Origin of the sequence: Scleromatobacter humisilvae (genome assembly GCF_023231945.1) — a bacterium.
GTDB lineage: Bacteria > Pseudomonadota > Gammaproteobacteria > Burkholderiales > Burkholderiaceae_C > Scleromatobacter > Scleromatobacter humisilvae.
Genome location: NZ_JAJLJH010000005.1, coordinates 57713 through 83249 on the forward strand (window position 1 = coordinate 57713; position 25537 = coordinate 83249).

General features: G+C 69.3%; 21 protein-coding genes. 17 read left to right on the forward strand and 4 right to left on the reverse strand.

Translation table 11 applies throughout. The features are described 5' to 3' along the window. The first annotated feature begins 115 nt into the window (after positions 1 to 115). The 13 genes from LPC04_RS17735 (at position 116) to ubiA (ending at position 15560) form a co-directional block, all read left to right on the forward strand. Positions 116 to 1561, forward strand: a complete 1446-nt coding sequence (locus tag LPC04_RS17735; RefSeq protein ID WP_275683595.1) for an efflux transporter outer membrane subunit — start codon at positions 116 to 118, stop codon at positions 1559 to 1561. 17 nt (positions 1562 to 1578) lie between these two features. Then, the gene (locus LPC04_RS17740; protein ID WP_275683596.1) at positions 1579 to 2796 is read left to right on the forward strand and encodes an efflux RND transporter periplasmic adaptor subunit; all 1218 of its coding nucleotides are present in this window, start codon (positions 1579 to 1581) and stop codon (positions 2794 to 2796) included. Then, on the forward strand, positions 2793 to 5990 hold the full coding sequence (locus tag LPC04_RS17745) for an efflux RND transporter permease subunit (RefSeq protein ID WP_275683597.1): 3198 nt from the start codon (positions 2793 to 2795) through the stop codon (positions 5988 to 5990). Before LPC04_RS17740 ends, LPC04_RS17745 begins: the two co-directional genes overlap by 4 nt. Positions 5991 to 6002: 12 nt before the next feature. Next, entirely contained in the window at positions 6003 to 6704 is a 702-nt protein-coding gene (locus LPC04_RS17750) for a heavy metal response regulator transcription factor (protein WP_275683598.1), read from the forward strand. A 58-nt stretch (positions 6705 to 6762) separates the two neighbouring features. After that, the gene (locus LPC04_RS17755; RefSeq protein WP_275683599.1) at positions 6763 to 8136 is read left to right on the forward strand and encodes a heavy metal sensor histidine kinase; all 1374 of its coding nucleotides are present in this window, start codon (positions 6763 to 6765) and stop codon (positions 8134 to 8136) included. A gap of 301 nt (positions 8137 to 8437) precedes the next feature. Beyond that, positions 8438 to 9556 (forward strand): polyamine ABC transporter substrate-binding protein, encoded by a 1119-nt coding sequence (locus tag LPC04_RS17760; RefSeq protein ID WP_275683600.1) that lies wholly within the window; start codon positions 8438 to 8440, stop codon positions 9554 to 9556. Positions 9557 to 9704: 148 nt separating this feature from the next. Beyond that, entirely contained in the window at positions 9705 to 9947 is a 243-nt protein-coding gene (locus tag LPC04_RS17765) for a hypothetical protein (RefSeq protein ID WP_275683601.1), read from the forward strand. Positions 9948 to 10071: 124 nt separating this feature from the next. After that, positions 10072 to 10587 (forward strand): Dps family protein, encoded by a 516-nt coding sequence (locus LPC04_RS17770; protein WP_275683602.1) that lies wholly within the window; start codon positions 10072 to 10074, stop codon positions 10585 to 10587. A gap of 40 nt (positions 10588 to 10627) precedes the next feature. Beyond that, the gene (locus LPC04_RS17775; RefSeq protein ID WP_275683603.1) at positions 10628 to 11242 is read left to right on the forward strand and encodes a DJ-1/PfpI family protein; all 615 of its coding nucleotides are present in this window, start codon (positions 10628 to 10630) and stop codon (positions 11240 to 11242) included. Between the two features lie 108 nt (positions 11243 to 11350). Further along, positions 11351 to 12175 carry a CsgG/HfaB family protein gene (locus tag LPC04_RS17780; protein WP_275683604.1) on the forward strand — a complete coding sequence of 275 codons (825 nt, stop codon included), beginning with the start codon at positions 11351 to 11353 and terminating at the stop codon, positions 12173 to 12175. Positions 12176 to 12296: 121 nt separating this feature from the next. Beyond that, positions 12297 to 13925 carry a peptide chain release factor 3 gene (locus LPC04_RS17785; RefSeq protein ID WP_275683605.1) on the forward strand — a complete coding sequence of 543 codons (1629 nt, stop codon included), beginning with the start codon at positions 12297 to 12299 and terminating at the stop codon, positions 13923 to 13925. A gap of 55 nt (positions 13926 to 13980) precedes the next feature. After that, positions 13981 to 14601, forward strand: coding sequence for a thiol:disulfide interchange protein DsbG (dsbG, locus tag LPC04_RS17790; protein WP_275683606.1), 621 nt, complete (start codon positions 13981 to 13983; stop codon positions 14599 to 14601). A gap of 50 nt (positions 14602 to 14651) precedes the next feature. After that, positions 14652 to 15560: a 4-hydroxybenzoate octaprenyltransferase gene (gene ubiA / locus LPC04_RS17795; RefSeq protein ID WP_275683607.1), complete on the forward strand. Its 909-nt coding sequence runs from the start codon at positions 14652 to 14654 to the stop codon at positions 15558 to 15560. Positions 15561 to 15570: 10 nt separating this feature from the next. Here ubiA and proC read toward each other — a convergent pair whose 3' ends face one another. After that, on the reverse strand, positions 15571 to 16434 hold the full coding sequence (proC, locus tag LPC04_RS17800; RefSeq protein WP_275683818.1) for a pyrroline-5-carboxylate reductase: 864 nt from the start codon (positions 16432 to 16434) through the stop codon (positions 15571 to 15573). Between the two features lie 235 nt (positions 16435 to 16669). On the opposite strand from proC, the gene LPC04_RS17805 reads away from it, so the two are divergent. After that, the gene (locus tag LPC04_RS17805) at positions 16670 to 17941 is read left to right on the forward strand and encodes a Glu/Leu/Phe/Val family dehydrogenase (RefSeq protein WP_275683608.1); all 1272 of its coding nucleotides are present in this window, start codon (positions 16670 to 16672) and stop codon (positions 17939 to 17941) included. Positions 17942 to 18025: 84 nt separating this feature from the next. On the opposite strand, the gene LPC04_RS17810 is transcribed toward LPC04_RS17805, so the two are convergent. Next, positions 18026 to 19204, reverse strand: a complete 1179-nt coding sequence (locus LPC04_RS17810; protein WP_275683609.1) for a hypothetical protein — start codon at positions 19202 to 19204, stop codon at positions 18026 to 18028. A 208-nt stretch (positions 19205 to 19412) separates the two neighbouring features. On the opposite strand from LPC04_RS17810, the gene LPC04_RS17815 reads away from it, so the two are divergent. Both LPC04_RS17815 and LPC04_RS17820 read left to right on the forward strand, forming a co-directional pair. Continuing rightward, positions 19413 to 19910: a DinB family protein gene (locus tag LPC04_RS17815; protein WP_275683610.1), complete on the forward strand. Its 498-nt coding sequence runs from the start codon at positions 19413 to 19415 to the stop codon at positions 19908 to 19910. Between the two features lie 258 nt (positions 19911 to 20168). Further along, positions 20169 to 21302 carry a carbohydrate-binding protein gene (locus LPC04_RS17820; protein ID WP_275683611.1) on the forward strand — a complete coding sequence of 378 codons (1134 nt, stop codon included), beginning with the start codon at positions 20169 to 20171 and terminating at the stop codon, positions 21300 to 21302. A 10-nt stretch (positions 21303 to 21312) separates the two neighbouring features. Here the strand turns inward: LPC04_RS17820 and LPC04_RS17825 are convergent, their stop codons facing one another. After that, positions 21313 to 21786, reverse strand: coding sequence for a GFA family protein (locus LPC04_RS17825; RefSeq protein WP_275683612.1), 474 nt, complete (start codon positions 21784 to 21786; stop codon positions 21313 to 21315). Positions 21787 to 21861: 75 nt separating this feature from the next. Continuing rightward, on the reverse strand, positions 21862 to 24921 hold the full coding sequence (locus tag LPC04_RS17830; protein ID WP_275683613.1) for an L-glutamate gamma-semialdehyde dehydrogenase: 3060 nt from the start codon (positions 24919 to 24921) through the stop codon (positions 21862 to 21864). 96 nt (positions 24922 to 25017) lie between these two features. Here LPC04_RS17830 and LPC04_RS17835 point away from each other — a divergent pair, with 96 nt between their 5' ends. Further along, positions 25018 to 25527, forward strand: a complete 510-nt coding sequence (locus LPC04_RS17835) for an Lrp/AsnC ligand binding domain-containing protein (protein ID WP_275683614.1) — start codon at positions 25018 to 25020, stop codon at positions 25525 to 25527. Positions 25528 to 25537 lie beyond the last annotated feature (10 nt).

Below are 25537 nucleotides of genomic sequence, written 5' to 3' on the forward strand. Positions count from 1 at the left end.
GGCGCCGGCCCGAAACTGACAAAACGGTCATTTTTCGGTCAGTGTGGGGTTGGGAGCGAAGGCTAGAGTGCAGCCTGTCCCGCTCACTCCGAAGTTCCGTCTTCGTTTCCCGGCCATGCCTCCTCGCCTTTCCCTTGTTGCCCTGGCGGCTGCCGCGCTGCTGTCGGCCTGCGCCGCCGGGCCCGACTACGTGCGCCCGACGATGGCCGTGCCGGCCGCGTACAAGGAATCGGGCGACTGGAAGCCGGCCGACCCGCGCCCGGCCGCGAGCGGCCTGGCCTGGTGGACGGCCTACGGCGACCCGGTGCTCGACGGCCTCGAGGCGGACGCGGACAACGCCAACCAGAACATCCGCCAGGCCGAGGCCACCTACCGCCAGGCGAAGGCGATCGTCGACGAAGACCGCGCGGGCCTGTTCCCGACGCTGGGCGCGACCTTCGGCGCGGAGCGCGGGCGCAGCAACACCAGCGGCGTCACGCGCACCGGCAACAGCTTCAGCCTGGGCCTGGCCGGCAGCTGGGAGCCCGACCTGTGGGGCAGCGTGCGGCGCCAGGTCGAGTCCGGCGTGGCGAGCGCGCAGGCGAGCGCGGACGACCTCGCCGCCGCGCGCCTGAGCATCCAGACGACGCTGGCGCAGGACTACCTGCAGGCACGCATCGCCGACCAGCAGATCGACCTCTACACGTCCACGATCGACGCGTACACGAAGGCGCTCAAGCTCACGAGCGCGCAGCACGCGGCGGGCGTGGCGCTGCAATCCGATGTCTCGCTGGCCCAGGCGCAGCTCTCGCAGGCGCAGGCCGCCGCGGTCGACCTCCAGGCCACGCGCGCCCAGCTCGAACACGCGATCGCCGTGCTCACCGGCCGTGCGCCGGCGCAGTTCACGCTCACCGCCGCGCCCGCCAGCCAGCCGCTCGCGCTGAAGATGCCCGACACGCCGGCGGGCCTGCCCTCGGCCTTGCTGGAGCATCGACCCGACATCGCCGGCGCCGAGCGCCGCGCCGCGGCGGCCAACGCCAACATCGGCGTCGCCAAGGCCGCGTACTTCCCGCAGCTGACGCTCAGCGCCAGCGGCGGCTTCGGCGCGGCCGCGCTCGGCAACCTGTTCGACACGCCGGGCCGCGTCTGGTCGCTCGGGGCGGCGCTGGCGCAGACAATCTTCGACGGCGGCCTGCGCACCGCGCGCGTCGCGCAGGCCGAGGCCGCGTACGACATCACCGTCGCGCAATACAAGCAGACGGTGCTGGGCGGCTTCCAGCAGGTCGAGGACGAGCTCGCGCTGCTTCGGCTGCTGAACCAGGAGACCGCGTTCCAGGACCAGGCCGTGCGCGCGTCGCAGCAGGCCGAGCAGTCCGCGCTCGCGCAGTACCGCGCGGGCACCGCCAGCTATCTGAACGTCGTGACGACGCAGACGACGCTGCTCAACAACCAGCGCACCCTCGTGCAGCTGCGCGGCCGCCTGGTGGCCGCCAGCATCTCGCTCGTGTCCGCCACCGGCGGCGGCTGGAGCGCATCCGATCCCCTCGCCGCGCCCGTCGCGGCGTCCGCGCAGGCGCAATGAACCGAACCGATTCCGCCATGACCACGATCCTCTCCCGCAACCGCACCACCTGGGCCCTGGTGGCCGTCGCCGCCGCCGTGCTGGGTGTCGGGCTCTGGTCCGTCGAGCGTCCCGCCAATGCCGCGGACGACAAGGACAAGAAGAAGGCGCCCGACGCGCCGGTGGGCGTCGTCACCGTGCTGGCCAAGGCGCAGGACATGCCGGTCTACCGCGCGGGCATCGGCACGGTCACGCCGAACTTCTCCGTCACGGTCAAGGCACGTGTCGACGGCCAGCTCGACAAGGTCGGCTTCGCCGAGGGCCAGGACGTCAAGAAGGGCCAGATGCTGGCCCAGCTCGACCCGCGGCCGCTGCAGGCCCAGCTGCTGCAGGCGCAGGCCACGAAGGCCAAGGACGAGGCCACGCTCGCCAACGCGCGCATCGACCTGAAGCGCTACGAGACGCTGATCGCGCAGGACGCCGCCACGCAGCAGCAGGTCGACACGCAGAAGGCGCTGGTCAACCAGCTCGCGGCCTCCGTCAAGGCCGACGAGGCGGCCGTCAAGTACGCGCAGGTGCAACTCGACTTCACGACCATCAGCGCGCCGATCAGCGGCCGCGTCGGCGCGCGCCTGGTCGATCCGGGCAACATCGTGCACGCGGCCGATGCCACCGGCGTCGTCGTCATCAACCAGATCGACCCGATCTCGGTGCTGTTCACGCTGCCCGACGACGCGGTGCAGGAGACCATCCATGCGCTGGACGCCAAGAAGCCGCTGCTGATCCAGGCCTTCGCGCGCGACGGCAGCTCGCTGCTCGGCGCGGGCTACCTGACCTTGTTGAACAACCAGATCGACACCACCACGGGCAGCGTGCAGCTCAAGGGCACGTTCCCGAACCCGCAGCACAACCTGTGGCCGGGCCAGTTCGTCAACGTGCGGCTGATCCTGGGCAGCCGGGCCAAGGCCATCACGGTGCCCGAGGCCGCGATCCAGCGCAGCCAGTCCGGCGTCTATGTCTACGTCGAGGACGACGCGACGAAGACGGTGCGCAACCAGCTGGTGTCGCTGGCGCAGATCCAGGACGGCACCGCGGTGGTGAGCACGGGCCTGAGCGCGGGCGAGCGCGTCGTCGTCGACGGCCAGTACAAGCTCAAGCCGGGCGTCAAGGTGGTCGAGGTGGCGCGCGCCGCCTCGGGCGCGGCGCCGGCCGGCAGCGCGGGCAGCAAGAGCGCCGCATCGGGAGCCGGCAAGTGAGCGTCTCTTCCGGCTTCATCAAGCGGCCGATCGGCACCACGCTGCTGGCGCTCGCGATCCTGCTGGTGGGCATCGCGGTGTACCCGCTGCTGCCCATCGCGCCGCTGCCGCAGGTCGACTTCCCGACCATCCAGGTGTCCGCCAACCTGCCGGGCGCGAGTCCGGAGACGATGGCGTCCAACGTCGCGCAGCCGCTGGAGCGCCAGTTCTCGCTGATCGCCGGCCTGAGCCAGATGACCTCGACCAGCGGCATCGGCTCGACGCAGATCACGCTGCAGTTCGACCTCAACCGGCCGATCGACGGCGCGGCGCTCGACGTGCAGGCGGCCATCAACGCGTCCACCGGCCAGCTGCCGGCCAACCTGCCGAGCCCGCCGACCTTCCGCAAGGTCAACCCGGCCGACTCGCCCATCATGCTGCTGGCGGTGCACTCCGACACGCTGCCGCTGATCCAGACCAACGACTACGCCGACAACATCCTCGCGCAGCAGATCTCGCAGATCTCGGGGGTCGGCCTCGTCAACATCGGCGGCGCGCAGAAGCCCGCCGTGCGCATCCAGGCCGACCCGGCCAAGCTGGCCGCGATGGGCATGAGCCTGGAGGACATCCGGGCCGTCATCGCCAACGTGTCCGTCAACGCGCCCAAGGGCACGATCGACGGCCCGAACCAGGCCTTCACGGTCTACACGAACGACCAGCTGCTCGCGGCCAAGCCGTGGAACGACGTGGTGCTCGCGTACAAGAACGGCGCGCCGATCCGCGTCAGGGACATCGGCATGGCCGTCGACGCGCCCGAGAACAACAAGGTCGCGGCCTGGGCGTATTCCGGCGCTGCGGCGCCCGACAGCGTCGGCAACGGCCGCGGCATGCTGCTGGTCATCACCAAGCAGCCGGGCGCCAACGTGATCGAGACCGTCGACGCGATCAAGGCGGCGCTGCCCAAGCTGCAGGCCGCGATCCCGCCGACGGTCAAGGTCGACACGCTGATCGACCGCACGCAGACGATCCGGGCGTCCGTCAAGGACGTCGAGTCCACGCTGGTGCTGACCATCGCGCTCGTCGTGCTGGTGATCTTCATCTTCCTGCGCAACGTCGCCGCGACGCTGATCCCCAGCGTCACCGTGCCCCTCGCGCTGATGGGCACGGCCGCGGTGATGTACCTGATGGGCTACAGCCTCGACAACCTCTCGCTGATGGCGCTGACCATCGCGGTGGGCTTCGTGGTCGACGACGCCATCGTGATGCTGGAGAACATCTACCGCTACGTCGAGGAGGGCATGGATCCGATGGACGCGGCCTTCAAGGGCGCGGGCGAGATCGGCTTCACCATCATCTCGATCTCGGTGTCGCTGGTGGCGGTGTTCATCCCGCTGCTGCTGATGGGCGGCATCGTCGGCCGGCTGTTCCGCGAGTTCGCGGTGACGGTGACGCTGACGATCGGCGTGTCGGTGATCATCTCGCTGACGCTCACCCCGATGCTGTGCTCGCGCTTCCTCAAGGACGAGCACAAGACAAAGCACGGCCGCATGTACAAGCTGTTCGAGGCCGGCTTCGACAAGATGCTCAGCGGCTACAAGCGCGGGCTCGACATCGTCTTCAAGCACCAGTTCTTCACGCTGATGGTGTTCTTCGCGACGCTGGCGTTCACCGTCTTCCTGTTCGTCGTCATCCCCAAGGGCTTCTTCCCGCAGCAGGACACGGGCTTCATCTTCGGCAACGCGCAGTCCACGCAGGACTCCTCGTTCGCGGCGATGAACCGGCGCCAGGTGCAGTTCGCGGACGTCATCCGGCAGGATCCGGACGTCACCGGCGTGGCGATGTTCGGCAACTCGTCGCAGTTCAACACCGGCAACTTCTTCATCGCGCTCAAGCCCAAGGATGAAGGCCGCAAGCTCAGCGCCGACCAGATCATCGCGCGCCTGCGCCCGAAGCTCGCGAAGATCGAGGGCGCGTCGCTGCTGATGCAGGCCGGACAGGACATCAACGTCGGCGGCCGACTGGCGCGCACGCAGTACCAGTACACGATCACCGACGCCAACCTCGACGAGCTCAACGAGTGGGCGCCAAAACTGCTGGCGCGCTTCCAGCAGCTGCCGCAGCTGACCGACGTCGCCTCCGACCTGCAGAACGCCGCGACCACGGCGAGCCTGACCATCGACCGCGACCGCGCGTCGAGCTTCGGCATCTCGCCCGCGCTGATCGACGCGACGATCTACGACGCCGTCGGCCAGCGCCAGGTGAGCCAGTTCTTCACGCAGATCAACAGCTACCACGTGGTGCTGGAGGTCACGCCCAGGCTGCAGGAGGACCCGAGCCTGTTCGACAAGCTGTACCTGACCTCGCCGATCACCGGCACGCAGGTGCCGCTGTCCACGTTCGTCAAGGTGGACACGAACAAGACCGCCTACCTGTCGATCAGCCACCAGAGCCAGTTCCCGGCCGTCACGATCTCGTTCAACCTGAATCCGGGCGTGTCGCTGGGCCAGGCGGTCGACGAGATCAACAAGGCGCAGGCGCAGATGGGCCTGCCGCAGGCGCTGTCGGGCTCGTTCCAGGGCACGGCGCAGGCGTTCCGCGATTCGCTGAGCTCGCAGCCCTACCTCATCGCCGCGGCGCTGGTGGCCGTCTACATCGTGCTGGGCCTGCTCTACGAGAGCTACATCCACCCGCTGACGATCCTGTCGACGCTGCCGTCGGCCGGCGTGGGCGCGCTGCTGATCCTGATGGCGGGCGGCTACGACCTCACCGTCATCGCGCTGATCGGCATCATCCTGCTGATCGGCATCGTCAAGAAGAACGGCATCATGATGGTGGACTTCGCGCTCACGGCGGAGCGCGAGCAGGGCATGAAGCCGGAGGAGGCGATCTACCGCGCCTGCCTGCTGCGCTTCCGCCCGATCATGATGACGACGATGTGCGCGCTGCTGTCCGGCCTGCCGCTGATGCTGGGCCACGGCGCGGGCTCGGAGCTGCGCCGCCCGCTGGGCTTCGCGATGGTCGGCGGCCTGGTGCTGTCGCAGGCGCTGACGCTGTTCACGACCCCGATCGTCTACCTCTACCTCGATCGCACGCACTACTGGTACGTGAAGAAGAAGGAGGCGCGGGCGAAGCGCAAGGCCGCCAAGTCGATCAACGCCGACGGCACCGACACCGACCGCAGCCTGCCGGTGGTGGTCGACGACGCCCGGCATTGACGCGCTGACGCCATGAAGCTGCTGATCGTCGAGGACGAACCCAAGACCGCCGAGTACCTGCAGAAGGGTCTCACGGAGCAGGGCTGCGCGGTCGACGTCGCCCACAACGGCGTCGACGGCAAGCACCTGGCGCTGGTGCACGACTACGACGTCATCGTGCTCGACGCGATGCTGCCGGGCATCGACGGCTTCACGCTGCTGCGCGCGCTGCGCGCCGTCAAGCAGACGCCCGTCATCATGCTGACCGCGCGCGACTCGATCGAGGACCGCGTGCGCGGACTGCACGAGGGCGCCGACGACTACCTGGTCAAGCCGTTCTCGTTCCTCGAGCTGCTCGCGCGCCTGCAGGCGCTGCAGCGGCGCGGCCGCGCGCAGGAGCCCACGCAGCTGAGGATCGCCAACCTGCAGATCGACCTGATCGCGCGCAAGGCCTGGCGCGGCGCCGAGCGCATCGACCTCAGCGCCAAGGAGTTCGCGCTGCTGGCCGTGCTGGCGCGCCGCCAGGGCGAGATCCTGTCCAAGACCGCGATCGCCGAGCTGGTGTGGGACATGAACTTCGACTCCAACACCAACGTCGTCGAGGTCGCCATCAAGCGGCTGCGCGCCAAGGTCGACAACGCCTTCACGCCCAAGCTGCTGCACACGATCCGCGGCATGGGCTACGTGATGGAGGCGCGCGACGGGGCCGGTCCGGACGAGGAGTCGGCGGCATGAGCGCCGTCCGGCCGCTCCGAAGGCGCTCGCCGCGCAGCCGCCAGGCGGAGGCATTCTGATGCGGCGGTCCATCACGCTGCGCCTGGTCGTGATGTTCGCGCTCACGGCGCTGGCGATGTTCACGCTCGTCGGCGCGGTGCTGTACGGCGTGCTGGAGCGCGAGCTGACGCGCCACCAGAACGACGACCTCAACACCAACCTGCAGAACATGCGCTACTCGCTCGAGCGCTTCGGCGACCTCGAGCACTGGCCGCGCCTGCAGACAAAGATGGACACGCTGACGCCCGCCGACGGCAGCGTGCGCTTCTGGGTGCTCAGCGACGATCCTCGCTTCCTGTACGGCAAGGGCCTCGACGAGATGGAGCGCGTCAACCAGGGCGAGGCGGGCCACGGCATGCTGAGGCTGCCGATCTCCGGGCGCAGCTACCGCACGCTGTCGATGCGCATCGGCCCGTTCGCCGATCGGCCGCCGGTGCGGCTGATCGTGGGCGTCGACATCGAGCCCTTCGAGCACACGCTGCGCGCGTTCCTCGTCGCGCTGACGCTGCTGACACTCGGCGTGGTGGCGCTGGTGATGGCGCTCGGCTGGTGGATCGCGCGCATCGGCCTGCGTCCGCTGCAGCGGCTGTCGGCCGAGGCGCGCGCGCTGCGACCGAAGACGTTGTCGCAGCGCCTGCAGCTGGAGAGCCTGCCGGTGGAGCTGGAGGATCTGACGGTCGCCTTCAACGGCGCGCTCGGCCGCCTCGAGGAGGCCTACCAGCAGCTCGAGGGCTTCAACGCCGACGTCGCGCACGAGCTGCGCACGCCGCTGGCCAACCTGATCGGCGGCACGCAGGTGGCGCTGGCGCGCCCGCGCAGCGCGACCGAATTCGAGGAGACGCTGCAGTCCAACCTCGAGGAGCTCGAACGCCTGCGCTCCATCGTCAACGACATGCTGTTCCTGGCGCGCGCCGACCAGGGCGAGGCCGCGACCGGCCTGACGGCGGCCGACGTCGCGCACGAGGTCGAGATGACGATCGAGTTCTTCGAGCCGCTGCTCGACGAGACCGGTACCACCGTCGCGATCGAGGGCGAGCTGCGCGCGCAGGCCACGATGAACATCGCGCTGTTCCGGCGTGCGCTGTCCAACCTGCTGCAGAACGCGATCGCGCACTCGGCCGCGGGCGCGCGCCTGGTCGTGACGATCACGCAGCGCGCCGGCGCGATCTGGATCGCGGTCGCCAACCCGGGCGAGACGATCGCCGCGACGCACCTGCCGCGGCTGTTCGACCGCTTCTACCGCGTCGACTCGTCGCGCCACGACACCGGCGAGATCCACGGCCACGGCCTGGGCCTGGCCATCGTCAGGGCGGTGGCGACGATGCACGGCGGCGCGACGCTGGCGACGAGCGAGGACGGCGTCACCACCATCGCGTTCAGCATCGCGAGCTAGGGCCGACAGCCGGCTTCGCGTCGTCGATCTCGGCCAGATCCACCCCTTGCTGGATCGCGTCGAGCATGAAGGCCTGCGCCGTCCTGCCCGTTCGATCGTGTTGACCAGCACCTGCAGCATCGTCGCGATGATGCGCGCGCCGGGCGGCGGACGGCAGGTCAACCGTGGGCGGGATTCCTCGTTGTGGAGTGAAGGCTCGGGCGATGGTCGTCGGCCGCCGCCTTCTCGTCAGCCAAAGCGGCTTTGGCCGTGGTGCAATACGACCTTCGCCCGTTTTCATCCCTGCCGGAGTTCCCGCCTCATGCCTTCCCGCCTGCCTCGCCTCCTCGCCGTCGCGGCCAGCGTCGCCGCCGTCCTGCTCGCGCCCGCGAGCCGCGCCGCCGGCCCGGAGCCCAAGGTGCTCAACATCTACAACTGGTCGGACTACATCGCCGACGACACGTTGAAGAACTTCGAGAAAGAGACCGGCATCAAGGTCAACTACGACAACTACGACACCAACGAGATCCTGCACGGCAAGCTGGTGGCGGGCAAGACGGGCTACGACATCGTCGTGCCGAGCGCGCACTTCGCCAAGGTGCAGCTGGAGGCCGGGCTGTTCCAGAAGCTCGACCGCAGCAAGCTGACCAACTGGGGCAACCTCGATCCGACGTTGCTGCAGCTGATGGCGAAGATCGATCCGGGCAACCAGTATCTCGTCGACTGGCTGTGGGGCTACATCACGGTGGGCATCAACACCGGCAAGGTCAAGGCGGCGCTCGGCGGCATGCCGATGCCCGACAACCCGTGGGCGCTGGTCTTCGACCCGAAGTACGCCGACAAGCTCAAGAGCTGCGGCATCAGCTTCCTCGATTCGCCGTCCGAGGTGATGCCGATCGCCCTCGGCTACGTCGGCAAGCCGGCCTACAGCCGCAACGCCGCCGACTACGCGCTGGCCGGCGCGATGCTCAAGAAGATCCGTCCGGACATCGGCCGCTTCTCGTCGTCGGGCTACATCAACGACATGGTCGCCGGCTCGGTGTGCGCGGTGCTGGGCTACTCGGGCGACATCAACATCGCCCGCGCCCGCGCCATCAAGGAAAAGAACGGCAACGACATCATGGCCTTCGTGCCCAAGACCGGCTCGACGCTGTTCTTCGACTCGATGGCGATTCCGGCCGACGCGCCGCATCCGGGCAACGCGCTGCTGTTCATCAACTACATCCTGCGCCCCGAGGTGCACGCGTCGCTCACCAACAAGGTGTTCTACGCCAACCCGAACAAGGCCTCGCTGAAGTTCGTGCAGAAGGACGTGGCCGACAACCCAAGCGTGTTCCTCAAGCCCGACGACCTGGCCCACATGACGGTGCCCGACGCGCTGCCGCAGGACATCAAGCGCGTGCAGACGCGCACGTTCACGTCGTTCAAGACAGGGCAATGACCGCCCGCCCCGCGTGCGACGCGCGGGGCGGAACTGGCCGGAAATGCGGCCGTTGATCGGGCTTTGGAAACGCGGGCGCCTGTCTACGATGAAGGTGCGGTGAATGCCTTTTCGGCCGGCATCGCGCCAGACCCATCAGGAATCCGCCATGCGCATCCAGCCCCATTCGAACGCCGCGACTGCGCTGCCCGCCGCGACGACCAAGTCCAGCCGCGCGCCGCACGCGCCCGCGAAGGCCGCGGCGCCTGCCGCCGCGCCGGCCAAGCCGGCCGCGCCCGCGGTCGGCGCGGCGACGCCGCCCAAGGTCGCCAGCGAAGCCACGGCCGCCGAGGCCGCCGCCAAGCCCGAGACCTACGGCGGCGCCGGCAGCCTGCTCGACGCCCACGCCTGAGCTGCCGCGCGCCTCGCGCGCCTGCGAACGACCCCAGCCGAGTCCGGCATGGGGTCTTTTGTCGTTTCCGTTGGCCGTTCGACGGGCGTTGCCTAAGCTTGCCGGTTCCAACCCGAGGGAACGCATGCCCAAGAAGACTTCCGGCGCGAAGATCGCCGCCGCCAGCACGACCATCGACATCGGCATCGGCACCAGGGATCGCGCCGCGATCGCCGACGGCCTGAGCCACCTGCTCGCCGATACCTACACCCTGTATCTGACGACGCACAACTTCCACTGGAACGTCACCGGCCCGATGTTCAACACGCTGCACGTGATGTTCATGGGCCAGTACACGGAGCTGTGGAACGCGGTCGACCCGATCGCCGAGCGCATCCGCTCGCTGGGCCACCACGCGCCCGGCTCGTACGCGCAATTCGGCCGCCTCAGCTCGCTGCCGGACGTGCCCGAAACGCCGCCCAGGGCGCTCGAGATGGTGCGCGTGCTGGTGGCCGGCCACGAGGCCGTCGCGCGCACCGCGCGCAAGCTGTTCCCGGTCGCCGACAAGGCCGGCGACGAGCCCACCGCCGACCTGCTGACGCAACGCCTGACGGTGCACGAGCAGACGGCGTGGATGCTGCGTTCATTGCTGGAAGACTAAGCCTCGCTCGGCTTCGAGCGTCTCGCCACCGAGGACCGCCATGCGCGTCGCCATTCTCACGTTCGACGGCTTCAACGAACTCGACTCGTTCATCGCGCTGGGCCTGATCAACCGGCTGCGCGCGGAGGGCGTGCAGGCCGAGATCACGAGCCCGTCGGCGCAGGTGACGTCGATGAACGGCGTCACCGTCACCGCGCAGCAGCCGCTCGAGTTCGTGCTCGAGGCCGATGCCGTGCTGTTCGGCAGCGGCATCTATTCGCGGGCGATCGCCGAGAACGCGGCGCTGATGGATCGCATCGTGCTCGACCCGACGCGCCAGCTGATCGGCGCGCAGTGCTCCGGGACGCTGCTGCTCGCCCGCCTGGGCATGCTGGGCGACGCGCCGGCCTGCACCGACCTCACGACCAAGCCGTGGGTGATCGAGGCCGGCGTGCGCGTGGCCGACCTGCCCTTCGTCGCGCGCGGCCCGATCGCCACGGCCGGGGGCTGCATGGCGTCGGCCTACCTCGCCACCTGGGTGATGTGGCGCGCGGCCGGCCGCGAGGCGGCGCGCAAGGCGCTGCACTACGCCGCGCCCGTGGGCGAGAAGGACGCGTGGGTCGAGCACGCGCTGAAGATCGTGGGCGAATCGCTGGGCGAGTCCGCGACGCCCTGAAACATTTCGATGCGCTGCGAAGCGTGGGGGTCGGGCTTGTTCGGGCCCGGCGGCGCCCCGCGCGCTGGCATGATCGCGCCTTTCCGAGTGAGTGGAGAGGTTCCCGACATGGCGCAAGCCCACGACAAGTCCCTGCAATCCCGCACGCGCGTCGCGCTCGCCTGCGTCGTCGTCGCGACGCTGGGCCTCGCCGCCTGCGGCCAGAAGAAGACGGAGCTGGGCCAGGGCGGCTCGGTGATCAGCGGCTCGGCCGGCCCCGCCGGCGCGCAGAACGCCAGCCACGAGCTGGTCCGGTGCGATGCCCCGGTCGCGACGATGGCGCTGGTCGAGAACCCGAACGGCTACACGATGGCCGGCGGCTACAACCTGCCCAGCTCGCCGGTGCCGCTGGTGCGCCTGATCGCGCAGCAGAGCGGGTGCTTCCGCATCGTCGATCGCGCCGCCGGCCTGCACGCGACGATCCAGGAGCAGCAGCTCAAGGATTCCGGCGTGCTCGGCAACGCGGTGCAGGTGCGCAAGGGCCAGGGCTACGCCGCGCAGTACACGATCACGCCCAGCCTGACCTTCAGCGAACGCGACGCCGGCCGCGAGCTCGGCGGCGTCATGAGCCACGTCCCCGTCCTCAACAAGTTCGTCGGCCTGGCCGACAGCGTCAAGCTGAAGGAGGCCCAGGTCGCCCTGCTGCTGACGGACAACGAGACCACCGAGCAGATCGCCGCCGCCACCGGCTCGGTGCGCGTCACCGACCTCGGCATGGCCGGCCTGATGCTGGGCCGCGCCGGTGGCGCCGCGGGCGCGGGCTGGAGCAACACGAACGAAGGCAAGGTGATCGCCGCGGCGTTCCTCGATGCGCACAACCAGCTGGTGACGCAGCTGCGGATGCTGCAGGCCAAGGATCTGCCGCCGCCGGTGCCCACCAGGAAACAGGGCTGACGGACGGATTTCGCGGGCTGCCGAGGTCAATCCCGGCGCGACGGGCCTCGACCCGCGATAATCCCGGGTTCCCCCGCACTCAACCCGCGTCCGCCCGGCTTCCGGGCCGGCGCACGCCGCCATGTCCGCCGATCTCGCCACCCAGGTGCGCCGCCGCCGCACCTTCGCCATCATTTCCCACCCTGACGCGGGCAAGACCACGCTGACGGAAAAGCTGCTGCTGTTCTCGGGCGCGATCCAGATCGCCGGCTCGGTCAAGGCGCGCAAGGCGGCGCGGCACGCGACGTCCGACTGGATGGAGATCGAGAAGCAGCGCGGGATCTCGGTGGCGTCGTCGGTGATGCAGATGGAATACCGCGACTGCGTCATCAACCTGCTCGACACCCCGGGCCACCAGGACTTCTCCGAAGACACCTACCGCGTGCTGACCGCCGTCGACGCCGCGCTGATGGTGATCGACGCGGCCAACGGCGTCGAGCCGCAGACGCGCCGCCTGCTGCAGGTCTGCCGCGCGCGCAACACGCCCATCCTGACCTTCGTCAACAAGATGGACCGCGAAGTGCAGGAGCCGCTGGCGCTGATGGACGAGATCGAGCGCGAGCTGGGCATGAGCGTCGTGCCGTTCACCTGGCCGGTGGGCATGGGCAAGCTGTTCGGCGGCGTCGTCGACCTGCGCAAGAAGCAGATGCGCGTGTTCTCGCCGGGCGAGGATCGCGCCGGCGGCGACGAGGAAGTGCTGACCGACCTCGACAACCCGGCCTACGCCGAGCGCTTCGGCATGGGCTGGGACCAGTCGCAGAACGAGATCGAGCTGCTCGGCGCCGCGGCGCCCGAGTTCGACGAGGAGGCCTTCCTCGAAGGCCACCAGACACCGATGTTCTTCGGCTCGGCGATCAACAACTTCGGCGTGCAGGAAGTGCTGGACGCGCTGGTCGACCTCGCTCCCGCGCCGGGCGCGCGGCCGTCCATGCAGCGCGAAGTGAAGCCCGAGGAGGCCAAGTTCAGCGGCGTCGTCTTCAAGATCCAGGCCAACATGGACCCGTCGCACCGCGACCGCATCGCGTTCCTGCGCGTGGCTTCCGGCCACTTCGAGCGCGGCATGCGGCTGAAGGTCGTGCGTTCGGGCAAGGAGCTGCGGCCGAACACGGTCGTGTCGTTCCTGTCGCAGCGGCGCGAACTGCTCGACGAGGCCTTCGCCGGCGACATCATCGGCATCCCCAACCACGGCGTGCTGCAGCTGGGCGACACGCTCACCGAAGGCGAGCAGCTGCAGTTCACCGGCCTGCCCTTCTTCGCGCCGGAGCTGTTCCGCACGGTCGAAGTGGCCGATCCGCTCAAGACCAAGCAGCTGCGCGCCGGGCTGACGCAGCTGGGCGAGGAAGGCGCGATCCAGGTCTTCCGGCCGGTGCTGGGCACCGTGCTGCTGCTGGGCGCGGTCGGCCAGCTGCAGTTCGAAGTCGTCGCGCACCGGCTCGAGCACGAGTACGGCGTGCGCGCGCGCATCCAGCCCGCGCGTTACGCGCTCGCGCGCTGGGTCACCTGCGACCCGGACGATGGCGGCGACAAGGAACTGCAGCGCTTCATCGACAACAACGCGCACCGCATCGCCTACGACGCGGTCAACGCGCCGGCCATCCTCGTCGAGTACGCGCCGGAGCTGCGCGCGGTCGAGGCCAACTGGCCCAAGATCAAGTTCCATGCGCTGCGCGAGCACGCGGGGCTGATCTTCCAGAAGCGCATGGACGATTGACGGAACCTTGTCGCGCGTCCGGCGTCCATCCAGCCCCCGTCACTCGCGCCGCGCCATGAACAAGTCCCCGCTGGTCTCCCTCGCCGCGGCCATGCTGCTGGCCCTCGCGTCGTTCGACGCGCCCGCGCAGGCGCAGTGGAGCGGCGTCGCCCAGCGCCAGGGCGCGCCGGTGACGCCCGACGTGCTGCAGCACACGCGCTGGATCGCCGACGGCCGCGACGACGCGCCGCGCAAGGTCTACGTGTTCCTCGACGCGAACTGCGTGTACTGCGCCAAGTTCTGGGCCGACGCGCGCCCGTGGGTCGACGGCGGCAAGGTGCAGCTGCGCTACATCCTGGTGGCCGTGATTGCGCCGACCAGTGCCGGCAAGGCGGCGACGCTGCTGGGCGATCCGGATCCGGCGAAGCGCTTGGCGGCGTTCGAGCGTTCGCATGCGTTCGGCGTGGCGCGCATGATGCAGGGCGGCCCGCGCCATTCGATGCAGGACGCGAGCCTGCCGCCGACGGCGCCCGTCCCCGAGGCGGTCGCGCGCGGGCTGCAGGCGAGCGAAGGCCTGATGAACGCGCTGAACCTGCGCGGCACGCCGGGCATCGTCTTCCAGCGGCCGGACGGCCAGCTGGTCGCGCTCGGCGGGATGCCGGCCAACGGGTTGGGAAGCATCCTCGGCCCGCTCTGACGGCGGCCGGGGCCGGCGGTCGTGCGATCGGATCGGGCGACAATGCGCCCATGTCCTCGAGCCGCGTCGCCCTCTATCTCGACCTGATCCGCTGGAACCGCCCCGCCGGCTGGCTGCTGCTGCTGTGGCCCACGCTTTCCGCGCTGTGGATCGCCTGCGACGGCTTCCCGGGCTGGCACCTGCTGACGGTGTTCACGCTCGGCACGATCCTGATGCGCAGCGCCGGCTGCTGCATCAACGACGTGGCCGACCGCGAGTTCGACAAGCACGTCAAGCGCACCGCGCAGCGGCCCGTGACCAGCGGCGCGCTGTCGGTCAAGGCGGCGTTGACGTTCGGCGCCGTGCTGGCGCTGCTCGCGTTCGGCCTCGTGCTCACCACCAATCCGCCGACGATCCTGATGTCGTTCGCCGCGCTGGCGGTGACCCTCGCCTATCCGTACGCAAAGCGCCTCGTCTCGATGCCGCAGGCCGTGCTGGGCGTCGCGTTCAGCTTCGGCATCCCGATGGCGTTCGCCGCGGCCACCGGCGGCCGCGACTGGTCGCTCGCGGCCATTCCCGCCGCGGTGCCCGCGCTCGCATGGTGGCTGCTCGTGGGCAACCTGTTCTGGGTGCTGGCCTACGACACCGAGTACGCGATGGTCGACCGCGACGACGACCTGAGGATCGGCATCCGCACCTCGGCGATCACGCTCGGTCGCTTCGACGTCGCCGGCGTGATGGCGTTCTACGCGGTCTACCTGCTGTCATGGCTGTACCTGGGCCTCAAGCTGGGCCTCGGCCCGCTGTACTCGGTGGGGATCGTCGTCGGCGCGCTGCAGGCGGGCTGGCACTTCACGCTGATCTGGGATCGCACGCGCGACGGCTGCTTCCGCGCATTCCGCGTCAACCACTGGGTCGGCGCCGCCGTCTTTGCCGGCGTGGTGCTGTCGTTCGTCGCCAGCGGCCACGCGCTGCGCTGAGCAATCGCGCCTAACCGCCGAATTCGTCGCCCAGCTCCTTCGCGCGCGCCTGCGCCGCGCGCAGCGCCTGCACGATCGCCGGCTTGACGCCCGCGGCCTCCATCGACGCGATCGCGGCGTACGTGGTGCCGCCCTTGGACGTCACGCGCGAGCGCAGCGTCTCGGGCGACTCGTCGCTGGCACGCGCGAGCGAGGTCGCGCCCTTGAACGTCGCCTGCGCCAGGCGCCGCCCCTGCCCGGGGCTCAGGCCCATGTCGGCCGCGGCCTGCATCATGGCCTCGATGAAGAAGAACACGTAGGCCGGGCCGGAGCCGGACAGCGCGGTGACGGCGTCGAGGTCGCTCTCCTGCGCCACCCACAGCGTCTCGCCGGTGGGTGCCAGCACGCGCTCGATCGCGGCGCGGTCGTCGGCGCTCACCGCGGCGCGCGCGAACAGGCCGGCGATGCCCTCGCCGATCAGCGCCGGCGTGTTGGGCATGGCGCGCACGACGCGGTCGCTGCCGGTGGCGCGTGCGATGGCGTCGCTGCGGATGCCGGCCATCACCGACAGGTGCAGCGCGCCGCCGACGAAGGGCGCGCAGGGCGCGGCGGCCTCGAGGAAGACCTGCGGCTTGACGGCCCACACGACGATGTCGGCGCCGGCCAGCGCGGCGCCCCCGGCGGCCTCCACGCGCACGCCAAATTTCTCACGGACGATGTCGGCTTGTGGCGCATGCGGTTCGACCACCACGACGCGGCTCGGCGGATGCCCCGCGGCGATCAATCCACCGAGGATGGCTCCGGCCATGTTGCCGCCGCCGACGAAAGCCAGCAGCGGTGCCGTCGAGGCGCCGGAAGGCCCCGGCAGTGGCGCGGATTGGGTGTTCGAGTTCATCATCCGGCGAGTGTAGGACCCGCCCGCGCCGTAACCGGCATGAAACCGACTCGCAGGGGTCATGCAAAAGTTGCATGGGGCTCGGTGACTAATTCGGCGCGGTCCGGCCTACAGTGCGGCCACTCCCGGCGCGGGCCCGTCTCCGATCGAGACCGTCGCGCCCACGGAACTTGCGTCGCCCCGCTCACGAGGCCGGGCGAGTCGCGAATCTCAAACAGACACAAGGAATTCCGTCATGAGCAATCTGTCGTACGTTTCACCGACCGGTGACAGCCCCTGGGGCACGTACCTGTCGCAGGTCGACCGCGTGGTGCCCTACCTCGGCGCGCAGGCCCGCTGGGTCGAGACCCTCAAGCGCCCGAAGCGCGCGCTGATCGTCGACGTGCCCATCGAGCTGGACAACGGCACCGTCGCTCACTTCGAAGGCTTTCGCGTGCAGCACAACCTGTCGCGCGGCCCGGGCAAGGGCGGCGTGCGCTACCACCCGGACGTCACGCTGGAAGAAGTGATGGCGCTGTCGGCGTGGATGACGGTCAAGTGCGCGGCCGTGAACCTGCCGTTCGGCGGCGCCAAGGGCGGCATCCGCGTCGACCCCAAGCTGCTGTCGACCAAGGAACTCGAGCGCATGACGCGCCGCTACACCAGCGAGATCGGCCTGATCATCGGCCCGCAGAAGGACATCCCGGCGCCGGACGTGAACACCAACGGCCAGATCATGGCCTGGATGATGGACACGTACTCGATGAACACCGGCTCGACGTCCACCGGCGTCGTCACCGGCAAGCCGCTGCACCTCGGCGGCTCGGCCGGCCGCATCAAGGCCACCGGCCGGGGCGTGTTCGTCACCGGCAGGGAAGCGGCCCGCCGCATCGGCATGGACCTGAACGGCGCCCGCGTCGCGGTGCAGGGCTTCGGCAACGTCGGTGGCTCTGCCGCCGAACTGTTCGGCCAGGCCGGCTCGAAGATCGTCGCGGCGCAGGACCACACCGGCACCATCTTCAACGCCAACGGCTTCGACCTCGCCGAACTGATCCCGCACGTGAACAACACGGGCGGCGTCGCCGGCTTCAAGGGCGCCGACGTCATCAAGGCCGAGGAGTTCTGGGACGTCGACTGCGACATCCTGATCCCGGCCGCCCTCGAAGGCCAGATCACCGAGGAGCGCGCCCGCCGCATCAAGGCCAAGATGGTGCTCGAAGGCGCCAACGGCCCGACGGTGCCCAAGGCCGACGACATGCTGTTCGAGCGCAACATCCTCGTGGTGCCGGACGTCATCTGCAACGCCGGCGGCGTGACGGTGTCGTACTTCGAATGGGTGCAGGATTTCTCCAGCTTCTTCTGGAGCGAGGACGAGATCAACGTGCGCCTGGACAAGATCATGGTCGACGCGCTCAAGAAGATCTGGGACACGGCCGACCGCCACAAGATCACGCTGCGCACCGCGACCTTCGCCGTCGCCTGCGAACGCATCCTGATCGCACGCGAAGAGCGCGGCCTGTACCCCTGAAGCATCGCGGTGGCGCGATCATCGAGAGGGCCCTTCGGGGCCCTTTTTTCATGACGCGGCGCGGGCCATCGCCCCAGGAGGCGGCTAGGTCGCGGCTGCGTCGGGTTGCGGCGCCGGCGATGGCGCCGATGCCGGCGGCGTGCCACCGTCCTGCGACGGCTCCTCCGGGCTCTTCTCGTGCGGCTTCACGGTGGAGCGGATGATCATGATCTTGTTCAGGACGTCGAACCAGAACGGCGCGCCGAGCATGATCGCCATCGCCGTGACGAGCCAGCCCAAGCCGATGCGCAGCCAGGAATAGAACGGGCTGTGGCCCGCATCGCACCGGCGCGTGACCTGGTCGTTGTCCACCGTGGAGGCGGCGCAGAACTGGGTCGGCGCGACGGAGTACCAGGCATCCCGGTCGTCGTGCTCCCAGCCGATCGGCAGCGCCACCGCCTCGAGTTCGGCGCGCGTCTCCTTGAGCGCGGTCAGGTCGATGGTCGGCACGGCGGCGGACGCGGCCACCGCGGGTGCCGGAGCCCTGGCCGCCTCGGAGCGGTGCACGACGCTTTCGCGCAATGTCTTGTCCGTCGTCAGGCGATGCAGGATGTGCAGCGAGTCGACGTTGAGGACGACGGCGGCCACGACCCCGATGATGAACAGCAGGGCCTGCGTCCGGCGCTTGTACCAGCCCGAGGCACGATCCATCGCGCCGTCGAACCACTGCTCGATGGCCTTGCGCACGCGCGCGAGGTCGCCATCGGCATAGTCGATGGCGGACAGGATGATGTCGCGCAGGTGCGCGGAATAGCCCAGCGCGCCCTGGCGCAGGAGGTCGATGTCCAGCTTCGCGAGCTTGCCGGGCTTCCCGGCTTCGGGCGCGGCAGCCGTAGGCGTGTTCTTCGGCGGCGGACGGCGCGCGATCTGGTCGATCAATGCCGTCGCGAAGTGGCCGGTTGGGATGTACGACGGCAGGTTGCGGCGCGCGCTCAGCGGCATGTGCTTGTCCGCGCCCGACCACATGTTGAAGCCGCTCTTGCGAAGCTTGTCGACCTGGTACACGCCCTGGAAGAGCGAGAAGATGATCGGGTGGTGGTAGAGCAGCCTCGAGGTCTCGCCGGTGTCGTCGTCGAGCAGGGTGCGCATCGCCCGCTCCAGATCCATCGCGCGCCATTTCAGCAGCCCTTCGATCCATTCCTTGATGGCCGTGCACACCAGTGACATCAGCAGGAACAGGAACACCATGCCGATGGCGACTTCGAGGGTTTCCGAATTGAACATGCGCGGCTCCCTGACCTGAAGTCGGCAAGACTACGACGCGGCGGACGATCGCGCGTCCGTTGAAGTAGGGATGCGCGAGCCTTCGAACGAAGCGGAGGGCGAGTGCTCGCGTCCGGCAGGCCCCCGCGATGGGCAAGCAGGAATTCGCCCCGCTCGCGGCCAGGGCCCGCGTGTCGCAGTGACTTCACGGGTGCGGCAAGATGGCGTCATGAACGACATCACGCTGCGCGCCCTCGCCGATTTCCCCGACCAGCTCGAGTCCCACTTCGCCGCCTTCGCGCCGGAGTTCACGCGCTGGGCGCCGCCCTCGTGGGACGGCGTGCCCAGCGAGCCGCTGACGGCGCTCGAGCAGCTGTGCCACGTGCGCGACATCGAGATCGACGGCTACCAGCTGCGCATCCGCCGCACGCTCGCCGAGACGCATCCGACGCTGGCCTCCATCGACACCGAGGCCCTCGTGCGCGAGCGCGCCTACGCGCGTGACGAGCCCGCGCGCGTGCTCGCCGCGTTCCGCGCGGCGCGGGCGCGGACGCTGGAGATGATCTCCGGCCTGTCCGAAGAGCAACTGGCGCGCACCGCCGTCTTCGAGGGCTACGGCCCGCTGACGCTGCGCAGCCTGATCCACTATCTCTGCAGCCACGACCAGCAGCATCTGGCCGGACTGCAGTGGCTGCTGGGCAAGGCGGAGGCGTCCCGGCTGGCCTGACGGCCGCGCAGGCAGTCCGCGCGGTGCGCCGCAGCATCGCGCGCGCACGCCGAACTATTCGCCGCCGCCACCGCGCCCGTCGGGCGCCGGCGCCGGAAATCCCGTGCAAATTGGTTGCAGGAAGTTGCATACCGCCTGCCGTACCCGGTTCTGGGGATGCGTTCTGAAAACGCTTTCACTAGCATCGGCCGGCGGCGAACGGAACCGGTTCCATTGCTCTGCCGCATCGGTCACCACAACCCAACGCATGAGGCAAGCATGATGAGACTCCGTACCCTTCTCGTGACGTCGGCCGCGGCGCTGCTCGGCCACGCGGCCCAGGCGCAGTCCTGGCAACTCGTCTGGTCGGACGAGTTCAACGGCTCCATCAGCCCGGACTGGGTCTTCGAGACCGGGGGCGGCGGCTGGGGCAACAACGAGCTCGAGTACTACCGCAAGGAGAACGCGACCGTCGAGAACGGCAACCTCGTGATCACGGCCAAGAAGGAGGACTTCGGCGGCTATCACTACACCTCGGCGCGCATGAAGACGCAGGGCACGCGCAGCTGGAAGTACGGCCGCATGGAGGCGCGCATCAAGCTGCCGGCCGTGCAGGGCACGTGGCCGGGCTGGTGGATGCTGGGCAACAACATCGCCAGCGTGGGCTGGCCGGCGTCGGGCGAGACCGACATCATGGAGCAGATCAACACCGGCGGCACGGTCTACGGCAGCGTGCACTGGCAGGCGGCCAACGGCTCGCAGGCCGACTACAGCAACAACATCGGCACCACGCCGACGGACTACCACGTGTACGCCGTCGAATGGGATCAGGACTTCATCAAGTGGTTCGTCGACGGCACCCAGTACAACCAGATCCAGATCACCAACGGCGTCGGCAACACGCAGGCCTTCCAGAACCCGTTCTTCCTGCTGCTGAACATGGCCGTCGGCGGCAACTGGCCGGGCTTCACGATCAACGACGCCGCGCTGCCGGCCAAGATGTACGTCGACTACGTGCGCGTCTACCAGAAGGGCACGCCGGTGAGTATCCAGATCGAGGCCGAGAACTACGCCGTGATGAGCGGCATCCAGACCGAGCCGTGCTCGGAGGGCGGCCAGGACGTCGGCTGGATCGACGCCAACGACTGGATCGTCTGGAACGTCAACATCCCCGTGGCCGGCACCTACACGGTCTCGTACCGCGTCGCGAGCTTGAACGGCGGCGGCGTCATCCAGCTGGAGAAGGCCGGCGGCAGCCCGGTCTACGGCAGCGTGTCGGTACCCAAGACCGGCGGCTGGCAGAACTGGACGACGATCTCGCACCAGGTCACGCTGCCCGCGGGCCAGCAGCAGATCGCGGTGAAGGCGCTTGCGGGCGGCTACAACATCAACTGGCTGAAGATCGCCAACTGACGGCCAACCATCATTTCGTTGCGAAAAGAGCCCGCCGGCGCGCCAGCGACGCCGCGGGCCACATCTCGGCGCTGGCGTAGTACTCCGGCACCGCCGGCACGTCGCCGGATAGCTGGATCCACGGCTGCTTGGTCGACGTGAAGATGTGGATGTCGGGTGGGAACGCGTCGGGCTCGTCGAGCGTGCCCACGCGCACGAAGCTCACCAGCGGGCTGCTGTATTGGCTCCAGACGGCGATCCGGCAGCTCGGGCAGCGCGCGATGCGCTGACCTTCGCCGCTGTGGGACGGCGTGCCGACGACATCGACGGGGCCGGCCAGCAACGTGACGCGGTCGGCTTCGATCAGCGCGTTGAGCGCGAATGCGGCGCCGCTCTCGCGCTGGCACCAGCGGCAGTGGCAGCAGTGCACGAACATCGGCCGCGCGTGCAGGCGGTAGCGCACGGCGCGGCAATCGCAGCCGCCGTCGAAGGTCTCGTCGCTCATGTGAAAAATCCCCGCACCGTTGCCGATGCGGCGATTCTGTTGCCTGCGCCGGAGCGGCCCGACCCGGGCCTTCCCTCAATGCCCGCCGGACTCGCCCGCGAGCAGCGCCGCGTTGCCGCCGGCGGCCGCGGTGTTGATGGTCAGCGTCTGCTCGGCGCAGAAGCGCAGCAGGTAGTTCGGGCCGCCCGCCTTCGGGCCGGTGCCCGACAGGCCTTCGCCACCGAACGGCTGCACGCCCACCACCGCGCCGATGATGTTGCGGTTGATGTAGACGTTGCCCACCTTGGCCAGCTTCGCGAGACGCTGCGCGCGGCTGTCGATGCGCGTCTGGATGCCCAGCGTCAGGCCGTAGCCCAGCTCGTTGATGTCGTGCATCACCTGGTCGACGTCGCCGTTCCAGCGCACGACGTGCAGCACCGGGCCGAAGATCTCTTCCTTCAGGTCGGCGATGGCGCCGAGCTCGAAGGCGACCGGCGGCACCAGGCGCGGGAACGTCGACGCCGTCTTCGCCTCGCCCAGCAGCTTGGCCTCCTTCTTCAGGCGCGCCACGTTGCGCGAGACGTTGGCGTGGGCCTCGTCGTCGATCACCGGGCCGACGTCTGTCGACAGCCGCGCCGGATCGCCGACGTTCAACTCGGCGAGCGCGCCCCGCACCATCTCGATCACGCCGTCGGCGATCGAGCCGTGCACGACCAGCAGGCGCAGCGCGGAGCAGCGCTGGCCGGCCGAGCGGAACGCGCTCTGCACGACGGCGTCGACGACCTGCTCGGGCAGCGCGCTCGAGTCGACGATCATCGCGTTGAGGCCGCCGGTCTCGGCGATGAACGGCACGATGGGGCCGTCCTTGTGCGCCAGCGTGCGCTGGATGATCTTGGCGACCTGCGTGGAGCCAGTGAAGCACACGCCCGAGCAGTGCAGGTTGGCCGTCAGCGACGCGCCGATCGTCTCGCCCGGACCGTGCAGCAACGCCAGCGCGTCCTTCGGGACGCCCGCTTCGTACAGCAGTTCGACCATGCGCGCGGCGACCGCGGGCGTCTGTTCGGCCGGCTTGGCGGCGACGGTGTTGCCGGCCACCAGCGCGGCGACGACCTGGCCCGCGAAGATCGCGAGCGGGAAGTTCCACGGCGAGATGCAGACGAACACGCCGCGGCCGGTCATGCGCAGCTCGTTGCTTTCGCCGGTCGGGCCGGGCAGCACCTGGTCCTGCAGGCGGATCTGCGCCTGGTCGGCGTAGTAGCGGCAGAAGTCGACCGCCTCGCGCACCTCAGCCACGCAGTCGCCCAGCGTCTTGTGCGCCTCCTTCACGAGCAGGCCGCAGAACTCGGCCAGCCGTGCGTCGAGCATGTCGCCGGCGCGGCGGATGATGGCGGCACGCTCGGCCACCGGGCGCTCGCTCCACGCGGCGAAGCCGTCGTCGAGCCTGACCATCTGCGTGATGACTTCCTCGGTGGTCGCCTCGCGGATCACGGGCACCACGGTGGCCGCGACGGCGGCGTCCAGCGGCGCGCGGTCGGCGATCACGGCCAGGTCGGCGCCGGTGGAGTTGCGGCGCTGCAGGCCGTGGTCGACCGGATACAGGAACGCAGGCATCGGGAATGCCGGCGGGCGCGCGGTGGTCATCGGCGAGGCGAGCAGGCGCTCGACGTCGACGGCGTTGTCGGCCAGCTGGTGCACGAAGCTCGAGTTGGCGCCGTTCTCCAGCAGGCGGCGCACGAGGTAGGCGAGCAGGTCGCGGTGCTCGCCCACGGGCGCATACACGCGGCAGGCGACCGTCGGATCCTTCATCACCTCGCGGTAGATGCCCTCGCCCATGCCGTGCAGACGCTGCATCTCGAACGCGGCGTTCTTCGCGCGCGCCATCTGCAGGATCGCGGCGATGGTGCCGGCGTTGTGCGTGGCGAACTGCGGGTAGATGACGTCGGCGTGGGCGATGAGCGCGCGCGCGCAGGCCAGGTAGGAGATGTCGGTGTGTTCCTTGTGCGTGAACACGGGATAGCCGGTGAGGCCGCCTTCCTGCGCGCGCTTGATCTCGCCGTCCCAATACGCGCCCTTGACCAGGCGCACCATGAAGCGCAGCCTGTGCTTGCGTGCGATGGCGGCGACGGCGTCGACGACCTGCAGCGCGCGAGTCTGGTAGGCCTGTACGGCCAGGCCGAAGCCGGTCCACTTCGGGAACGCATCGGCGATGCGCTCGGCGAGCGCGTCCAGCACGTCCAGCGACAGCTCGAGGCGGTCGGTTTCCTCGGCGTCGATCGTCAGGTTCAGGTTGGCACGCGCGGCCTGCTCGATCAGCGACCACACGCGCGGCAGCAGCTCGGCGAAGACGCGATCGCGCTGGCCGTCCTCGTAGCGCGAGAACAGCGCCGACAGCTTGATCGAGATGCCGTCGGCCGTCTCGGGCGAGGCGGCGACCTGTCCGCGCGAGATCGCGTCGATCGCGTTGGCATACGAGGCCAGGTATCGCTCGGCGTCGTGCTCGGTGCGCGCGCCCTCGCCCAGCATGTCGTACGAGAAGCGCAGGCCGGTGGCGGCGTTGGCCGAACCGCGGCGCGCGCTTTCCATGTCCTTGCGCTGGTCCTGCGCCTCTTCCATCGCCTCGGCGATCGTTCGGCCCAGCACGAACTGGCGACCCAGCAGCTGGATGGCGCGCACCGTGGCGGCGACGACCGTCTTCGCGCCCAGGCGCTTCAGCAGGCCGCCCTCGCCCTCGGCGCCGGGCAGGAACTTCTTCGACAGCGAGATGGCGTTGGCGGAGATGCCCGCCAGGATCTTGTGCGGACCGTCGACGACGGAGTCGGCGTCGAAGTCGGCGCGGCCCAGCTGGTCGGCGGTCAGCGCGATCGCGGTCTCGACGTCCGGCACGCGCAGCAGCGCCTCGGCCAGGCGCATCAGCGCGAGGCCCTCGGCGCTGGAGATCGGATACTCGCGCAGCAGCGATTCCATAGCCCAGAACGGCGCCGGCTTGTCGCGCACGGACTCCACCCACGGGCGGCCCGCGCGGATCACCTGCGCCCAATCGAGCTGGCCCTGCAGCGTGGCCAGCGCCGCCTCGACGACGTCCACCTCCGGGCGATACGGGTAGGGCAGGCGGGCCTGTTGCGGCGCCGCGACAAACGGGAGGCTGGATGGAGACATGGCAGTGGAAATCCTGACTGGATAATTTGGTAGCTTAGAGCGAGAATCCAAGAGATAAATTCGGATTTCGTCAGAGACCGCGGAGATTCGTCCAGCATGAACAAGACCCAGCCCGAACCGTCTTCGGTGTCGAATCTGTCCAACGACAAGGGCATCGACAAGATCGACGCACGCATCCTGCGCGTGCTGCAGCGGGATGGCCGCATCAGCAACCTGAAACTGGCCGAGGAGGTGCACCTGTCGCCCACCGCCGTGCTCGAACGCGTGAAGCGCCTGACACGCGAGAACTTCATCCTGGGCTACGAGGCCCGGCTGAACCCGAACAAGCTCGGGGCCAGCATGATGGTGTTCATCGAGGTGCTGCTCGACCGCACCGCCCCGGACATCATGGACACGTTCAAGGCCGCCGTCCAGACCCGGCCGGAGATCCTCGAGTGCCACCTGGTGGCCGGCGGCTTCGACTACCTGATCAAGACGCGCGTGGCCGACATGGCCGCCTATCGCGAGATGATCGCGTCGGTCATCTGGAGCCTGCCGGGCGTGCGCGAGACGCGCACGTACACGGTGATGGAAGAGGTCAAGACGACCAACGCCCTGCCGATCTGAGCCGGCCCGG

What these genes read in the sequence shown, in the direction of transcription:
- LPC04_RS17760 (WP_275683600.1), top strand. Translation starts at nt 8,438, where the DNA reads ATGCCTTCCCGCCTGCCTCGCCTCCTCGCCGTCGCGGCCAGCGTCGCC.
- proC (WP_275683818.1), bottom strand. Translation starts at nt 16,434, where the DNA reads ATGAACTCGAACACCCAATCCGCGCCACTGCCGGGGCCTTCCGGCGCC.
- LPC04_RS17775 (WP_275683603.1), top strand. Translation starts at nt 10,628, where the DNA reads ATGCGCGTCGCCATTCTCACGTTCGACGGCTTCAACGAACTCGACTCG.
- LPC04_RS17735 (WP_275683595.1), top strand. Translation starts at nt 116, where the DNA reads ATGCCTCCTCGCCTTTCCCTTGTTGCCCTGGCGGCTGCCGCGCTGCTG.
- LPC04_RS17810 (WP_275683609.1), bottom strand. Translation starts at nt 19,204, where the DNA reads ATGTTCAATTCGGAAACCCTCGAAGTCGCCATCGGCATGGTGTTCCTG.
- LPC04_RS17820 (WP_275683611.1), top strand. Translation starts at nt 20,169, where the DNA reads ATGATGAGACTCCGTACCCTTCTCGTGACGTCGGCCGCGGCGCTGCTC.
- LPC04_RS17780 (WP_275683604.1), top strand. Translation starts at nt 11,351, where the DNA reads ATGGCGCAAGCCCACGACAAGTCCCTGCAATCCCGCACGCGCGTCGCG.
- LPC04_RS17770 (WP_275683602.1), top strand. Translation starts at nt 10,072, where the DNA reads ATGCCCAAGAAGACTTCCGGCGCGAAGATCGCCGCCGCCAGCACGACC.
- LPC04_RS17805 (WP_275683608.1), top strand. Translation starts at nt 16,670, where the DNA reads ATGAGCAATCTGTCGTACGTTTCACCGACCGGTGACAGCCCCTGGGGC.
- LPC04_RS17815 (WP_275683610.1), top strand. Translation starts at nt 19,413, where the DNA reads ATGAACGACATCACGCTGCGCGCCCTCGCCGATTTCCCCGACCAGCTC.
- LPC04_RS17835 (WP_275683614.1), top strand. Translation starts at nt 25,018, where the DNA reads ATGAACAAGACCCAGCCCGAACCGTCTTCGGTGTCGAATCTGTCCAAC.
- dsbG (WP_275683606.1), top strand. Translation starts at nt 13,981, where the DNA reads ATGAACAAGTCCCCGCTGGTCTCCCTCGCCGCGGCCATGCTGCTGGCC.
- LPC04_RS17830 (WP_275683613.1), bottom strand. Translation starts at nt 24,921, where the DNA reads ATGTCTCCATCCAGCCTCCCGTTTGTCGCGGCGCCGCAACAGGCCCGC.
- LPC04_RS17755 (WP_275683599.1), top strand. Translation starts at nt 6,763, where the DNA reads ATGCGGCGGTCCATCACGCTGCGCCTGGTCGTGATGTTCGCGCTCACG.
- LPC04_RS17750 (WP_275683598.1), top strand. Translation starts at nt 6,003, where the DNA reads ATGAAGCTGCTGATCGTCGAGGACGAACCCAAGACCGCCGAGTACCTG.
- LPC04_RS17765 (WP_275683601.1), top strand. Translation starts at nt 9,705, where the DNA reads ATGCGCATCCAGCCCCATTCGAACGCCGCGACTGCGCTGCCCGCCGCG.
- LPC04_RS17825 (WP_275683612.1), bottom strand. Translation starts at nt 21,786, where the DNA reads ATGAGCGACGAGACCTTCGACGGCGGCTGCGATTGCCGCGCCGTGCGC.
- LPC04_RS17785 (WP_275683605.1), top strand. Translation starts at nt 12,297, where the DNA reads ATGTCCGCCGATCTCGCCACCCAGGTGCGCCGCCGCCGCACCTTCGCC.
- ubiA (WP_275683607.1), top strand. Translation starts at nt 14,652, where the DNA reads ATGTCCTCGAGCCGCGTCGCCCTCTATCTCGACCTGATCCGCTGGAAC.
- LPC04_RS17740 (WP_275683596.1), top strand. Translation starts at nt 1,579, where the DNA reads ATGACCACGATCCTCTCCCGCAACCGCACCACCTGGGCCCTGGTGGCC.